Here is a 15,474-nt window from a genome sequence, read left to right on the forward strand (position 1 = left end):
GCGGATGGGCCTGAACTGCGGGGATGGCGAGCGCGTTGAGGCGATTTCCCGCGGCGTATGCCGGCCGCCCGCGCCCTGGTGAGGATCCGCCGTACAAGGCGGGCTTCGGTGCCCGGTCAGGGGGCGCAGGTGCGGCGTACTTCTTGGGGGGGCATTTCCTGCTCGGACATTTAACGCGTATCAAACTTTTATAGTTGCCTATACGGTTTCGTCCGTGAATCGCCCCATCCTTTACGTCGCGCTCGTGCCGGCATTACTGATAACCGGCTGCACGGCGGAGCCCTCTCGAGTCCCTCAATCCGCCGCCACCGTGCCCGCGACAGGACCCGCCGCCGCGTCGCCGACCCCGGCCGAGGACGCGTACGCGGCCTGGCAGGCCGGGCGCTCGACGCCCGTCGCCGACCCGATCTACCCGAAGCGGGGGACCGACGCCCTCGACGTGCTCCACTACGACCTGGCGCTCGACTGGTCGCCGTCCAAGCGCGTGTTGACCGGCACGGCGACCCTGCAGGTCCGGCCGACGAAGGACGCCGAGTCGTTCAGCCTCGACTTCGAGCCCTACGACATCGACTCGCTGACGGTCGACGGCGCCTCCGCGACCGGCGAGGTGACCAAGGAGAAGCTCACCGTCGCCACCCCCGTCACCGCGGACAAGCCGTTCACTCTCGTCGTGGCCTATCACGGCAAGCCGAAGACCGTCCCGATGCCGTCGAAGCGCGGTGACACCCATCCGCTCGGGCTCACCGTCGACAAGGACGGCGGCCTGTGGACGATGCAGGAGCCGTACGGGGCTCTCACCTGGTATCCGGCGAACGACCAGCCGTCGGACGAGGCGCTCTACGACATCGCCGTGACGGTGCCGAAGGGCTGGTCCGGCATCGCGAGCGGCACCCCCAAGGGGCAGGACGGAAACACCTTCCGCTACCAGAGCACCGACCCCGTGGCGTCCTACCTGACGACGCTCGCCGTCGGGAAGTACAAGAAGGTCACCGCGAAGGGCCCGCACGGGCTGCCGCTGACCTACTGGTACCGGCCGACCGACAAGCGTGCCCTCCCCGTCTTGAAGAAGTCCCCGAAGTACCTGACCTGGCTGGAGAAGAAGTTCGGCCCCTATCCCTTCCCCAGCGGCGGCGTCGTCATGGTGGACTCCGACTCGGGGATGGAGACCCAGCAGATGGTCACCCTGGGGTCCGCCGTGTTCTCTTTCGGCGCGGACCAGTTCGAGCTGGACGTCGTGCACGAGTACGCCCACCAGTGGTTCGGCGACGCCGTCACACCGACCAATTGGCAGGACCTGTGGCTCAACGAGGGCTGGGCACAGTACGCCCAGTTGGTCTACGAGAAGGAAACGGCCCACCTGACGAACGCCGACTTCGACGCCTGGTTCCGGCAGGCCGACGCGGCCCTGCGCAAGAAGTACGGCCCGCCCGGTCACCCCAGGCCGTCGGAGTTCGCCATGAGCAACGTCTACATCTGCGGGGCGGCGATGCTCCGCCAGCTGCAGAGCACGATCGGCGACAAGAAGTTCTTCGCGCTCGCCCACGCCTGGGCGCAGGACCACCGGAACACCCAGCAGACCCGGAAGTCCTTCACCGCCTTCGTCAACGAGCAGACCGGCAAGGACTTCACCGCGTTCATCGACGCCTGGCTGGACTCGCGGACCACCCCGCCGAAGTCGCTGAAAGACCGCAAGGGAACGAATCAAACCTGACAGGTGAGAGGCGAGGGAACTCCCGGGCGATCGGGAGTTCCGCCCGCTTCCGTCTGCCGGGTTCGCGTCGCGGGCGACCGGAACGTACGCCGGCGCCTCAATCGACCAGGCGGCGTTCCCACGCCCACGCCGCGATCTCCACCCGGTTGCGGGCGCCGAGTTTCATGTGCACGCTGCCCAGATGCGTCTTGACGGTGCCGACGGCGATGAACAGGCGCTCGGCGATCTCCGCGTTGGTCAGGCCGCGGGCGGCCAGCCTCACCACGTCGAGCTCCCGCGGCGACAGGCCCGCGTCGTCGCGCGCCGGGGCCGGGGGACTGAGGTGCTCCAGCAGCCGCACCGTGATCGAAGGGCTGATCAGGGCGTCGCCCGACACCGCCGCGCGGACCGCCTCCACCAGCAACGCCGGCCCCGAGTCCTTGAGCAGGAACCCGCACGCGCCGGTGCTCAGCGCCGTGTGCACGTATTCGTCGAGATCGAAGGTGGTCACCACGACCACCTTGATCGGGTCGGCGACGCCTTTGCCCGCCAGCAGCCGGAGCGCCTCCAGGCCGTCCATCCTGGGCATCCGGATGTCCAGCAGCGCCACATCGGGCCGGAGCCGCCGGGCCAGGTCGACCGCGGCCACGCCGTCCGCCGCCTCGCCGACCACCTCCATGTCCGGCTGGCTGTCGATGATCATGCCGAACCCGGTACGGACCATGGCCTGATCGTCGGCGACCATCACCCGAATCACCGCGCCGCCTCCTGATTGAGCGGCAGCGCCGCGTCGACCACCCAGCCGCCGACGGCACCGGGCCCGGCGGAGAACCGCCCTCCGAGGGCACGGACCCGCTCGGTGAGGCCCATGAGACCGTACCGGTGTTGTCCCCGGGGCGCGACGGCGCGCGGGGTGACGCCGTCGTCGGTCACCCGGACGAAGAGCCACTCCGGGCCGCGGAAGACCTGCACGTCCACCGACCGGGCGCCTGCCGCGTGCCGGCGGGTGTTCGTCAACGCCTCCATCACCACCCGATAGGCCGTGGTGGAGACCTCGACGGGGATCCCGTCCAGCTCTCCGTCGACGTGCAGCCGGGTCACCGGCGCACCCGAACCGTTGAAGCCCGCCAGCAACGGGTCGAGATCCGTCAGCCCGGCCAGCGGCGTCAACGGCGCGTCCGGTCCGGCGTCCGGGTCGCGCAGCACGCCCACCATCCGACGCATCGAGTTCATCGTCTCCGCACCGGCCTGCTCGATCTGTTCCAGGGCGAGGATCACCCGCTGAGGATCCTGCTCGGCGATGAACCGCGCGCCCTGTGCCTGGACCACGATCCCCGTGACGTGGTGGGCGATGAAGTCGTGCAGTTCCCGGGCGAACTCGGCGCGCTGCTCGGCCCGGACCGTGGCGAGAGCCTGCTCCCGTCCGCGGTCCAGGAACCGCATGTAGGCCCCACCGGCGGTCGCGCCGGCCGCGCCGAGGGTGAGGAGGAGCGCGGCTATGACGTACGCGTCGTCGGTGACACCGCGCAACGGCAGCAGGATGAGGGCCAGCCCGAGGGCCAGAACCGCGGCCACCGCCGACCGGGGCGCTCCCCGGCGTGCCACCACGTAGAGGCTCGCGAGCAGGCCGCAGGTCTCGGCGAAGCCCCATACGCCCGTCGCGGCCAACCCGGCGGCCAGCGTGGCGCCGGTGACGACGATCGACACCGCGGCGAGCAGCAGAGCCAGCGTCGGCAGGCGCCGGGAGCTCGGCGGGTGCGCGGGCAGCCAGACCCTCACGGTGGCCACCGCCAGCCCCACCCGTACCAGGGACAACACAAGGGCGCCGTCGCCGTAGAGGTGGAGCATGCCGAAGCGGAGGTCGATGATCCCGAGCACCGCCATCACCGTGAGCCCGGCCAGCTGGCCCAGGCGGAACCCCCAGTGTCGGATCTGCGGCGTCGTCATCGCGACCAGCGTAGTCAGAGCGCAGGGGTGCCGATATCGGCCGAAAGGCAGAGCCGGTGCCGTGAAGATCCCTGCCCTGGGGCCGATGTGCCGCCCCGGGCCCGGCGGCGAGGCTTCTCCAGAGCCGACGGCCGTCTTCCGGAGGCTCGCTCCGGTCCGCTCCAGCAGAGCGTCCCGCCCCCGCCTGCCCTGGCCCTGAGGGGTCCGTGCACCGCCTGAAGCGGTGAACCCGGCCGGAAACCGAATCAGCCGTCCGGGGCGCGAGCGCGCCCTTACTCACGCATGGCCAAGGAGAATCGTGACGACCGTTCGGATTCACGCCGGGAACGCCCGGACCGCGCCCGGCGCCGATGCGCCCAGGCGACGGGCGCAGTGGGCGGACGTCGCCAAGGGCGCGTGCATCATCCTCGTGGTGTTGTGGCACGTCATCGTCAAGGACTATCTGCAGATCAGCTGGCATGTCGGCCTGCCCGTCCCCAGTGCCTGGGGAACGCTGGGCGAGCAACTCCTGCCGCTCCGGATGCCGCTGTTCTTCACCATCTCAGGGGTCTTCGCGGCGAACGCCGTAAACCGTCCGTGGCGGGTGCTGGGCAGGTCCCGGATCGCCAAATTCCTGTACTTATACGCCGTCTGGCTGCTCATCCACACCGCGATCCTGGCCGCGGTCCCGAACTTCCCCACCGCCCACGCCGATTCCGTGCTCGGGCTGGTGGAACAGCTCACCATCACCCCGTCCAACCTCTGGTACCTGTACGCCCTCGCGCTCTATTTCGCGTTCGCCAAGGCCGTACGACGGGCGCCGCGGCCGGTGATCCTCGCCGCCGCCGCGGCCCTGTCCGTCATCACGGCCGCCGGCGTGCTCGCCACCCCGGGCGACCGCGGTGGCTTCTACCAGAACCTGGTGTTCTTCCTCGGCGGTCTGTACTTCAAGCCCTATGTCGAACGGTGGGCGGCGACCGCCACGAACCGCCGCCTGGCTCTGACCTTCGTCGTGTACGCCGCGGCGCTGGCGATCATGGCCGTGGCCGGCGCCCAGCACTGGGTGGGGGTGTGGCCGGTGGTGTCCATCGCGGCGGTGGCCTTCGGCGTCACCGCCGCCGAGCGAGTGAGCAGGTGGCGGCAGGTGGGTGACGCGCTCGCCGCCCTTGGACGCCGAACGCTGCCGATCTATGTCATCCACATGCCGCTGCTCGCCCTGCTGCACCGGTTTCTCGTGGGCCCGATGTCCAGGCTGGGCGGCGACGGCCAGGCACTCGCGGTGGCGGGTTACCCGATTCTGCTGACCACCGTGGTGATCGGCCTGAGCCTGGCGATCCACCGCGGGCTCCTGGCGGCGCGCGCGACGTGGTTGTTCGAACTCCCCGGGTCGCGGCGGCGGCCGGCCGCGCCGGGGCCGACCTGAGCGCGCGTCTACGCCGACGCGCCGGCCGCCCTGAGCCGCCGCAGGGTCCAGCCGCGTCCCGCCGGGTCGAGATGCCTGGTGGCCGCCGCGAAGAGCTCGGCCGCCTGGCGGTAGGACAGCCGCCCCCGCCCGGTGACGGGGCAGCGGTCGCGGGCCGCCGTGCTCGCCGCCGCCCGCCGGCTCGCCAGGAACACTGGCCCCGTCGTACGGCCGGCCAGCAGCAGGGGCAGCAGGCGGCCCGAACCGGCTCGCCAGCGGATGCCCGGCTCTCCGCGCACCCGTCGTCTGATCAGGTCGAGGTCGTCGGCGTTCAGCGCGAGCACACGCTCGATGGGGGCCGTCGTCTCGTACAGCAGGCGCCAGCAGGTCTGCTCGCGGAGCGGCGCGGGGAGGGCGAAGACCTCCGTCACCTGCCCCGGCGTCAGCGTGGAGGGCGCGGACGACGGCGTGGCGGGCGGGCGTAGCCCGTCAAGCGGGTCCGCGTCGATCCAGCCCCGCATCCGCCACCAGGAGATCGCCCCGCGGAGGATGGACAACTCCCTGCTGACGGTGCGCGGGTCGGCCGTTGCGGCCCGCCGTGCGAGGGCGTCCTCCAGCCGCTCCGCGGCGCCGGAGGCGTCGAGCAGGGCCATCGGCACGATCGGCGCGGCGGCGCCCCGGCGTCCCTTCCCGTCCGGCGGCGTCCTCGCGACGAGCGCCCACGCCCACGTGGCCAGGGCGATGCGATAGACGCGGCGGGACGCCTCGCTCAGGCGTAGGGCCGCGAGGTAGTGCTCGACCGCCACCGCGTATTCGACGGGAGCCGGGGGCGACGTCATGCGTGGCTCTTTCCGCAGTAAATGACCGGATCGGGAGTGCGCATGGGGAGTCTAACCCGGCAGCTCCAAGCGGCTGCCCGGCCGTTCTCGGCCCTATGCAGTAAAGGGACTCAACCTTGTTGAGCCGCAATCTTGAAGGATCGCCCGTGACCCCGCAGGGTGAGGAGGCATGGCGAGGACACGGCTGCCGGCCGCACTGGCGCATCACGACCTGAGGCTGTTCTTCATCGGGGAGTCGGCGTCGTTGCTGGGCTCGTCGATGGCGACGGTCGCGGTGACCTTCGCCGTGCTCGACGGAGGAGGGATCGAGGCCGACCTCGGCTTCGTGATGGCGGCGCGGATCGTCCCCATGGTGGTCCTGATGCTCGTGGGCGGCGCGGTCGCCGACCGGTTCGGGCCCCGCCGGGTCATGGTCGTCTCCGACGTGCTGCGCTGCGCCGTGCAGGCCGTGCTGGCCGTCTTGCTGCTGACAGGACGGCCCGCCGTCTGGACGTTCGTGGTGCTGCTTGCGATGTGGGGAGCGGGCGAGTCGTTCTACGCCCCCGCGCGGGGTGCGCTCATCCCGGAGATCGCGGCCTCGGGCGAGCCGTACGAAGACAAGCTGCGTGACGCCAACGCGCTGGCCGGTATGGCCGGGTCACTGGCGTCCGTCGCGGGGCCGGCGCTCGCCGGGCTCGCCGTGGCGACGGCCGGCTCCGGCGTGGTCGTCGCGGTCGACGCGCTCACGTATGTGGTCAGCGCCGTGGCTCTCCTCACCCTGCGCGTCCAGGAGCGACCCTCGCGGGCGGCGGGCCCCGGGGGAGGGGCCGCGGCGTTGCTCGAAGGCTGGGCGCAGTTCCGGTCGAGGACCTGGCTGTGGGTGACGACGTTGCAGTTCACGCTGTTCAACCTGCTCGTATGGGCGCCGTTCCTCGTGCTCGGACCGGTCGTGGCGCACGAGCGTCTCGGCGGTGCCCGCGACTGGGGGGTGATCATGGCGTTCTACGGCTCGGGCGCGGTCGTGGGCGGCCTGGCGTCGCTGGGCGGCCGCACCCCGCGCCGGCCGCTCGTCGTCGCGACGGTCGCCACGGCGGGCTGGGCCCTACCCTCGGGCGCCATCGCCGCGGGCCTCCCGGTGCTGCCCGTGGCCGGGGCCGCGTTCGTGGCCGGGATCGGCTCGGCGGTCTGCGGGATGCTCTACGCGACCACCAACCAGCGGCACGTGCCGGCCGAGGTCATGGCCCGGATCACCTCCCTCACCACCGTGGGGGCGTTCGCCCTCGGGCCGCTCGGCCTGGCCCTGGCCGGTCCGGTGGCCGCCCTGGCCGGGACCACGGCCGTGCTGGGATTCGGGGCGATCTGGCAGATCACCACCGGCCTGGCCGTGCTCGCCGTACCGGACGTGCGGAGGCTCGGGTGAGCGCGCGCCCACACCCGTCGTCCCGGACCGTCAGAAGCCCTCCGGCGCGTGGGGCACGTAGTGCTCCCCGAGCCGCTCGAGTTCGCCGGCGTCGAGCCGCAGGTCGACCGAGGCGATCGCGTCGGTGAGATGCTCGATCTTCGTCACGCCGACGATCGGCGCGGTGACCGCCGGCTGATGGTGCAGCCAGGCGAGGGCGACCTGGGCGCGGGTGACTCCCCGCTCCGCGGCGATTGCGCCGACGGTCTCGGCGATCCTCCGGTCGGACTCCTCCGCCTGCTGGTAGAGCCTGCTGCCGAACGCGTCGGTCTCGCTCCGCCGGGTGGTGGCGTCCCAGTCGCGGGTGAGGCGCCCGCGCGCCAGCGGGCTCCACGGCAGCACCCCGACGCCCTGGTCGAGGCAGAACGGAAGCATCTCCCGCTCCTCCTCCCGCATGAGCAGGTTGTACTGGTCCTGCATCGACACGAAGCGGGTCCAGCCGTTGAGATCGGCGGTGTACTGCGCCTGGGCGAACTGCCAGGCCCACATGGACGAGGCGCCGATGTAGCGGACCTTTCCCGCCCGGACGAGATCGTGGAGCGCCTCCATCGTCTCCTCGATCGGCACGTTCGGGTCGTGCCGGTGGATCTGGTAGAGGTCGATGTAGTCCGTGTTCAGCCGCCGCAGGCTCTCATCGGCCTGGGTGAGGATCGCGGCGCGCGACAGGCCGCCTCCGTTCGGCCCGGGACCCATCCGGCCGTGGACCTTCGTGGCGATGACCACCTCGTCGCGCTTGGCGAACTCGCCCACGAGCCTCCCGGTGATCTCCTCGCTGGTTCCGGCCGAGTAGACGTTGGCGGTGTCGAAGGTGGTGATGCCGGCCTCGACCGCCTGCCGGATGAGCGGCCTGGCCTGGTCGAGGTCGAGCGACCAGGCATGGGTGCCCCGATTCGGGTCGCCGAAGCTCATGCACCCCAGCACCACCTTCGAGACCTCGAGCCCGGAGGTGCCCAGACGCGCGTATTCCACAAGTGCTCCCATCTCGATGCCCTACTCGATCAGAATAGGCAGGCGTAGAACGGTGGAACGGGGTGGCTGTCGACTGGGCGGCCGGACGCTCGTTCGTCCTGGTCGACGATGAGACCGGTACCGATCCCGTGTTCTGGGGGATGCGGCCGAAGGGGGCATGCCGATCACGTCGCCGCCGTGCCGACTCCTCCGGAGGGCTACGTGCCGGAACCGCACACCGGCGGGCCCGAGGTCGTCCAGCCACGCGCCGACTATGACGACGACGAATGAGGAGTGGGATCGCCTCGGTATGCGGTGCCCAGGTTCGCCGCGCTCGACGAGCAAAGGCTCAGCGACGATCTGAGCGTCATCGTGTCTGGCCGCTCGTCGAGGTGACGGGTGTGGCTCGGCCGGGTTCCCGGTGCGCGCCCCACGCCAGGATGCCCGCGGCCAACAGCGCCAGGAGGAGCAGGAGCGTCCCGAGTCGCAGGCAGATTGTGGCACGCCTGCCCCGATCGGGGGCGAATGCCCGGTAACTGTCGAGCCGCGACTGCACCCCTGCCCACAGAAGCACGATTCCTGTGACCAGCATCGCACCGGTGGTGGTGACCGCGACGGCGTCTGGGCCGGTGCCACCCGCCGTGAGCAGCACTGAGACCACGGCGTTCCCCAGCCCGAGGAGTACTGAGATCACCTGGAGAAGATCGGCGGACCGCCCGGTCGCCTCCCAGAAGGAGCGTTGCGCCATTGGGCCGCTCACCGGTCCAGGGGAAGCCGGCCGAAGCGCATCTCCACCATCTGCGCCATCTCCCGGCTCCACCGCTCGGTCTCCACCAGTGCCCCGATTCGGGGCCGGAGCATCTCCGTGGCCTCCGCGAACCGCCGCCGGTCTCGGTCCAGCCGCCGCCGCGCCGGGCGCAGCAGCCAGCGCCACGCGGCCAGGGCCCAGGCGCACGCGAACGCCACGACAGTCAGGAGCCAGGCGAAGACCGTCTGGCCGTGAGCCGCGACGGTCGCGTCGCCGGAGATGTACAGGCCCAGCCCGCCGAGGACGGCGATCGCCAGCAGCAGGGGTATCCAGGACAGGAATTTCGCGACGTCGTGCCGGAACGTGTGCGTGTCGATTTGAGCGCGCAGGCTCTCCAGCCATTCCAGGTCGCGTATGAACGCCTCTGTGCCCGGTCCGGGCGCCCGCCCTCCGCCGGTCACAGCCGCTCACCCAGCACGGACAGGAAGTGGCGGGACAGCGACCGGGAATCCGCCTGGTCCATCTTCGGCCGCGCGGTCAGCTCGGTTCCGAAGGCGTAGTTCTCCAGCATGCAGGAGAAGGGAACGACGTCGACCCGCAACTTCTGCTTCCCGACCTGGCTGGTCAGCGCCTCGAGTATGTCGGTGAACTGGTGCGACAACTTGGCGATGTCCGCGTCGGAGGACTCGGCGCCGCCGGGAATGTAGTGGTCGCGGGCTTCGCCGATCCGGTCCCAGTACAGGTCGGTCTTGGTCACCGCCAGGATCAGCCAGACCGGCCCGTCCGACCGGTGCCACGCGTTGCCGAGCAGCCGGCAGACGCGGGCGAACGTCCGGTTCTCGTCGCCCAACTTGCGGCGGCGCAACGCGGCGAGGTCTATCCGGCCGCCCGCCTCCCGGGTCTGGGCGGCGAATTCGATCGCCTCCTTCTCCCAGAACCTGTCGTAGCCGAAGGCGACCGTGTAGACGACCCCGGACGGGTAGAACCCGTCGCTGAGCAGCCGGTCCAGTTCGACGTCCCGCTCGTAGCTGGCCTGGCCGGGCGGGACGTGCAGATGGATCCTCCGGGTGCCCCGGGGCGTGGTGACGTCCAGCCGATGCAACTCGGCCTCCTCGCTGCGCCTGGGCGGGTCGGCGCCGCTCGGGTCATGGCGGGTCAGCGCCTTGACCATGCAGGACTTTCCGGATCCGCCCGCGCCCGCCAGCATCACGGCCGCGTCAGGCGCACGCAGCCGGGACATGAGGGGCGCGGAGCGGACGGTCACCGAGTCGGGCGGTTGCTGTACCACAGCGTCGACCGCCCGGTCCCATCCGGCGCGGACGTCATCCCAGGACCGCAATCTGCTCATGCGTTCTCTCCGCCCCGCAAGCTCTGCTCAGCAAAGCAGACCGCATACGGACGGACACGGCATTCCTTCAACTTCGGGATCAAGTTGTTAAGGTGCGGGCGCGCCCGAAGATTTCCGGGCAAGCGCGTTCACCCAGTCCCACCGCCGGCGAGCCCGTCAGCACCAGGACGGCGGCGACAGCCACCCACCGCCACACCCATGCCCGGGATGCCGGCCGAGCCTGAAGATCGATATCCGATCATGCGCCTCGCGCGTGCTCCACGCGTTCGAGGCGGGCGAGCCGGGCCGGCGTCGGCCACCGCACGTCGTGGACGAGATCGAGCTTCTCGAAGATCCAGATGAGCCGGGCCGAAATGTCGATCTGGCCGGGCCGTACACCGTGCCGGGCACACGTCGGGTCGGCGTGGTGCAGGTTGTGCCATGACTCGCCCATGCTCAGGATCGCCAGTGGCCAGAAGTTCGCCGACTTGTCCCGCGTGGTGAACGGCCGGTCGCCGATCATGTGGCAGATCGAGTTGACCGACCAGGTGACGTGGTGGAGCAACGCGATCCGGACCAGGCCGGCCCAGAAGAAGGCGGTCACCGCCCCCCACCACGACCAGGTGAGCAGGCCACCGAGGACGGCCGGAAGGATCATCGTGGCGGCGGTCAACGGACCGAACAGCCGGTGGACCAGGCGAATGTCCCGGTCGGAGAGCAGGTCGGGGATGAACCGCCGCTGGTTGGTCAGGTCACGGTCGAGTACCCAGCCCAGGTGGGCGTGCCAGAAGCCGCGCGCCAACGCTGCCGGAGAGGTGCCGAACAGCCATGGTGAGTGCGGGTCGCCCTCCTTGTCGGAGAAGGCGTGGTGACGGCGGTGGTCGGCGACCCAGTGCAGGATCGGGCCCTGAACCGCCATGCTGCCGACCACCGCCAGCGCGACCCGGAGGCTGCGGCGGGACTTGAAGGCGCCATGGGTGAAATAGCGGTGGAAGCCGACCGTCACGCCGAGGCACGTCACCGTGTAGAAGAACGCGGCGAGGATGACGTCGACCCAGCCGAGCCCCCATCCCCAGGCGACCGGCACGGCCACCAGCACCGCCAGCAGCGGCACCGCGACGAAGAGGTAGACCGCCACATGTGCTGGAAGCGGACGCCTGCCGTCGAGGATCGGTTTCGGACCGGGCACGGTCCCCTCTGCCGACATTGGCTGGGCAACGACATCGGCCATCAGGTCACCTTTGCTCCGCAGTGTTAGGCAGACCTTAGCCCGCCGGAGCGTCCGGGACTCCGCTGTCTGGCGAACCGTGGTGGGTCAGCACATGAACGCGCCGTACGGCGAGATCTCTGGACGGAGGCTGCGAACCTGCGCACGCCCGGAGGAAGCCGTCGTCACCACTCAGCGAGCAGTGTCGACGAGAGCCGGGGACGCCGCCAGAAACCGGCCCCCTCGCTCGAAGAGGAAGACCGGTTTCGGCGGGGAGAGCGCGGTCCGGCTCGGGGCCGGACCGCGCCGCCGTGAGACGTCAGCCGGCGCGGTACGCCCGGATGATCGTCTGATCGATGCCGCTGCCACCGCCGGCGGCGGCCTTCACCCGCAGTGAGACCGCCTGCCCGGACGCGGCCGCCGGCAGATCGGCCTGGTAGACGTCCCCGTCGGCGTGGACCCGGGCCGGGCGCCAGGTGGCCCCGTCGTCGGTCGAGCTCCACACCTGGAACGAGGTGATCCGCTGGGCCGGCACACCCGCCGCCTGCCTGACGCTGAACGCCGCCTGCGCGCCTGTCGGGTGGTTGGCGGGGTCCAGCGGCAGCGCGTAGTCGACGGACAGCAGGGGCAGCGGGACGCTCCCCGTGCCGCTCGGGCCGGCCGAACGGAACGTCCACGAGGTGGTGACCCGGGTGGAGACCGGCAGCACCAGGCCGGTCGCGACGTCCAAGGTCAGCCGGTAGTCCGCCGCCTTCTCCGGCACGGCGAAGTCGGCGCGTGTGGCGGCCTGTTCGCCGACGAGTTTCCCGTCCCGATGGAGCGACAGCGTGCGGGTGACCCCGATGGTGCCGCCCGCGAGACAGTCGGCCCGCTGGTGCCGGTCGGTGAGCATGACCAGGTCGACGTGCAGGTTGCCACGGGTCCTGGCCGGCGGCGAGGCGCAGCCGTACTCCGCCCCGGCCGGGTCGTCGTACCAGTCGGAGTGCAGCGGTTGCCGCGCCCAGACCTTGGCCTGCCGGCTGCCGGGCGGGTAGCTGCGCGCGCCCTCCTGGGCGAGGAGGCTGCCGTAGATCCCCTCGTCCTGCCACAGGAACCCGGGGGAGACGTAGTCGGTGCGAGCCGCCGGCAGGTCGTAGGTGCGGTTCTGGGTCAGGTACCACCCGTCGGGGGTGTACCCGTACCGCCGGAGCGAGGTGACCATCCCGGGCGAGTCCATCTGGCTGAACCGCTGGTCGATCCGCGCGAGCCCGGCCTGCTCGGCCTTGGTCACCCGGTACGCCGGATCGGCGGGGACGCCGTCGCCGAACTGCCGGATCAGGTCGTAATGGTACGGGGCGGCCGTGTTCTCCGGCGATTCCAGGCCGAACGCCGTGTAGGCGCGGATGCTCCCGATCCCGGGGCGCCGCAACTGCCCAATGGACAGACTCGCCTTCTCGCCCCAGCCGGAGACGACGTCGTACCAGGTCAGGCCGCCCCGCGAGGTCTGCATGTAGGTGAAATCGGCAGTGGTGGTCCTGGTGGGGACGCCGTCGACCGACGCCGTCACCCGCTTGGCCTGTGCGGGGTCCAGCTTCATTGTCCGGTCGGCGCCGACGGTGACGTCGGTGTCGCCGACGAAGGTCCCCCACTGCTCGCTGGTCTCGGGGTCGTACGCGGAGTAGGCGCCGGTCACGGCGTACCGGCCGGCCGGTACGCGCAGCGTGGCGGTCTCCCCGGGGGAGAGGAACGCGCCGCCCCCGTACATCAGCGGGTCGTCGAGGTTGGTCACCAGCACGTTGACCCAGTCCGACGCGGTAGGTGACATGTCCGGCATGTCGACTGTGTTGATGGTCAGGTCGTAGCTGGGCGGCTCGACGTAGAAGGTCACCGGGGTGCTCGCGACGAGCTTCCCGCCAGTGGTGCGGGCGGTGACGGTGGCGGTGTACAGGCCGGGCTCGCCGGTGAACGCCGAGCGGGCGATCCGCAGGGTCGTGCCGCCGGGCATGCCGCGGCTGAGCCGCACCCGGTTCGCCGACAAGGACGCGGCGCCGCGTGGCCCGGCCCTACCGACGTGGTCGGCGACCGTGACGCCGAGGTCGAGGGTGACGGCCGCCGGGGACGGGTCGCCGGTCCAGCCGAGCTCCGCCTCGGCGGTTCCCGACTGGGGGTGACGGAACGTGCCGAGGGCGACCACCGGCTGGTCGCTGACCGGACCGGACAGCGCCCGTGCCGCGTTGAGCCGGCCCGCTCCGACGGCGTACGGGTCCGCGCCGGGCAGTGGGTCTGCGGCGCCGACGAGCGCGGCCTTGAGCCGGTCCGCCTTCCATTCGGGGTGCCGCTGGGCGAGGAGCGCCGCGGCGCCCGCGACGTGCGGGGTGGCCATCGAGGTGCCGGACGAGGAGACGTAGTACGCGTCGACGGGCGGGCCCAGCGTGGTGCCCGCGGCCCGGGCCGCGACGATGTCGACGCCAGGCGCGACCAGTTCCGGCTTTGCCGCCCGCGTGTTCATCAGCGGTCCGCGGCTGGAGAAGTCCGCCAGCCGGTCGGAGCCGTCGACGGCGCCGACGGTCAACGCGCCCGCGGCGGCTCCGGGTGAGGTGACCGCGCCGCCGGTGTTGCCCGCCGCGATGACGAACAGCGCGCCGGTCTGTTCGGTCAGTGCGTCGACGGCGAGCGAGAGCGGGTCGGTTCCGTCGCTCGGATCCGTGCCGCCGAGGCTCATGTTGACCACGTCGGCCCGGGAGGCGGCCCACTCCATGCCGGCGATGATCTGCGAGTCCGTGCCGAAGCCGTCGTCGCCGAGGACCTTGCCGACGAGCAGGCGGGCGTCCGGCGCGACGCCGCGGCGCTCGCCGTGAGAGGCGGCTCCGGTGCCGGCGATGGTCGCCGCGACGTGGGTGCCGTGGCCCTTGTGGTCCACGGCGTCGCCGCCGTCGACGGTGAAGTCGGCCCGGTCGACGACCCGGCCGGCCAGGTCCGGATGGGTGAAGTCGGCGCCGGTGTCGAGGACGGCGACGCGGGCGCCCTTGCCGGTGTAGCCGGATTTCCAGGCCTGTGGCGCGGCGACCTGGCTCAGGTTGCGGTCGAGCCCGGTGGCGCCGAACCCGGTGGTGCCGAGGGCGGTGGCGCCGAGGGCGGTGCTGGCGAGTGCAGTGGCACCGAGCGCGGTGGTGCCGAGCCCCGAGGTGTCGAGCGCGGTGGCCTCGACCTTGCGGTCGAGCCAGACCTTCGTGGCCCCGGCGAGGAGGGGGCTCGCGGCCAGCTTGGCGGTGGCCGCTCCCTTCTTCGGGATGTGCCCGGCGACGGCGCCGATGCTCGGCAGCGGCCGTACGCCGCCGAGAGCCGCGACTCGCGCGCTCGCCGTGGGCCGCACGATCACCGGAAGCTCCGCGGTGGTGGCGTCGTCGTAGCCGTCGTGGATCAGCGTGGTGACGTCGAAGAGCGCCGGGTCGAGGACCGAGCCGACCTGCGCCGCCACGCGCGCGGGGACGACCCGCACGTGCCCGTCGGGGCCGCAGCTCTTCCGGATCACCCCGCTGGGGTCGGCGGGCCGCACGGTGACCTTGGGACAGCCGGAACCGGTGGTCACGACGGTGACCTCGTCACCCGTCAGGAGGGTGACGGTGTACGTCTTCCCGCCGTCGGGGGCTCCGGCGGCGGGGTGGGCCGCCGCCGGGTGGCCTGGCACAGAGTTCAGCACCGTGGCCGTGACGGTGAGCGCCAGTAGCGCCCACCGCGTTTTCTTGAGCATCTCGCTCCCTACTTCGGTTACTTGACCGCGTGTACGCGGCCGGGAGCAAGATATTTGTAATGTCCATTTACTCCTATATCAGGCTGGTTTCGGCTAGGAAACAGTGTCGATCAGAGCCGCCGGATCGCCTTGGGGGACGGGCATGAGGCTCCGGACGGCGGACCTTCGGTGTGGCCGTCGGGAGGCGACCGGGAGGACGTATGGGTATTTTGTCGAGAA

The 15,474-nt window shown here is 71.2% G+C and carries 12 protein-coding genes; 3 read left to right on the forward strand and 9 right to left on the reverse strand.

What is annotated here, in order from left to right; translation table 11 throughout:
* Window positions 1–214: 214 nt before the first annotated feature.
* Window positions 215–1,711: a M1 family metallopeptidase gene (locus Pph01_RS31055; RefSeq protein WP_204076731.1), complete on the forward strand. Its 1,497-nt coding sequence runs from the start codon at window positions 215–217 to the stop codon at window positions 1,709–1,711.
* Between the two features lie 97 nt (window positions 1,712–1,808).
* Here the strand turns inward: Pph01_RS31055 and Pph01_RS31060 are convergent, their stop codons facing one another.
* Together Pph01_RS31060 and Pph01_RS31065 are read right to left on the reverse strand one after the other, a co-directional pair.
* Complete coding sequence (locus Pph01_RS31060) at window positions 1,809–2,435, reverse strand: response regulator (RefSeq protein ID WP_204076780.1); 627 nt, start codon at window positions 2,433–2,435, stop codon at window positions 1,809–1,811.
* 8 nt (window positions 2,436–2,443) lie between these two features.
* A complete protein-coding gene (locus tag Pph01_RS31065) occupies window positions 2,444–3,637 on the reverse strand; it encodes a sensor histidine kinase (RefSeq protein WP_204076732.1) in 1,194 nt (397 codons plus the stop codon).
* Between the two features lie 298 nt (window positions 3,638–3,935).
* On the opposite strand from Pph01_RS31065, the gene Pph01_RS31070 reads away from it, so the two are divergent.
* A complete protein-coding gene (locus Pph01_RS31070) occupies window positions 3,936–5,039 on the forward strand; it encodes an acyltransferase family protein (RefSeq protein ID WP_204076733.1) in 1,104 nt (367 codons plus the stop codon).
* 8 nt (window positions 5,040–5,047) lie between these two features.
* Here the strand turns inward: Pph01_RS31070 and Pph01_RS31075 are convergent, their stop codons facing one another.
* On the reverse strand, window positions 5,048–5,857 hold the full coding sequence (locus Pph01_RS31075) for a site-specific recombinase (protein ID WP_204076734.1): 810 nt from the start codon (window positions 5,855–5,857) through the stop codon (window positions 5,048–5,050).
* A 169-nt stretch (window positions 5,858–6,026) separates the two neighbouring features.
* Between Pph01_RS31075 and Pph01_RS31080 the strand changes: the two genes are divergently transcribed.
* Window positions 6,027–7,256, forward strand: coding sequence for an MFS transporter (locus tag Pph01_RS31080; RefSeq protein ID WP_204076735.1), 1,230 nt, complete (start codon window positions 6,027–6,029; stop codon window positions 7,254–7,256).
* A 30-nt stretch (window positions 7,257–7,286) separates the two neighbouring features.
* Here Pph01_RS31080 and Pph01_RS31085 read toward each other — a convergent pair whose 3' ends face one another.
* From Pph01_RS31085 to Pph01_RS31110, 6 genes are all read right to left on the reverse strand, one after another.
* A complete protein-coding gene (locus Pph01_RS31085) occupies window positions 7,287–8,264 on the reverse strand; it encodes an aldo/keto reductase (RefSeq protein ID WP_204076736.1) in 978 nt (325 codons plus the stop codon).
* A 346-nt stretch (window positions 8,265–8,610) separates the two neighbouring features.
* Window positions 8,611–8,991 (reverse strand): hypothetical protein, encoded by a 381-nt coding sequence (locus Pph01_RS31090; RefSeq protein WP_204076737.1) that lies wholly within the window; start codon window positions 8,989–8,991, stop codon window positions 8,611–8,613.
* 8 nt (window positions 8,992–8,999) lie between these two features.
* Window positions 9,000–9,452, reverse strand: coding sequence for a hypothetical protein (locus Pph01_RS31095; RefSeq protein ID WP_204076738.1), 453 nt, complete (start codon window positions 9,450–9,452; stop codon window positions 9,000–9,002).
* Window positions 9,449–10,339, reverse strand: a complete 891-nt coding sequence (locus tag Pph01_RS31100; protein ID WP_204076739.1) for a hypothetical protein — start codon at window positions 10,337–10,339, stop codon at window positions 9,449–9,451. The genes Pph01_RS31095 and Pph01_RS31100 overlap by 4 nt, the downstream gene beginning before the upstream one ends.
* A gap of 238 nt (window positions 10,340–10,577) precedes the next feature.
* Window positions 10,578–11,549: an acyl-CoA desaturase gene (locus tag Pph01_RS31105; protein ID WP_239117146.1), complete on the reverse strand. Its 972-nt coding sequence runs from the start codon at window positions 11,547–11,549 to the stop codon at window positions 10,578–10,580.
* Window positions 11,550–11,844: 295 nt separating this feature from the next.
* Window positions 11,845–15,255 (reverse strand): S8 family serine peptidase, encoded by a 3,411-nt coding sequence (locus Pph01_RS31110; RefSeq protein ID WP_204076740.1) that lies wholly within the window; start codon window positions 15,253–15,255, stop codon window positions 11,845–11,847.
* Between the last annotated feature and the right edge of the window lie 219 nt (window positions 15,256–15,474).

The sequence above is a fragment of the Planotetraspora phitsanulokensis genome (genome assembly GCF_016863295.1).
Lineage (GTDB): Bacteria > Actinomycetota > Actinomycetes > Streptosporangiales > Streptosporangiaceae > Planotetraspora > Planotetraspora phitsanulokensis.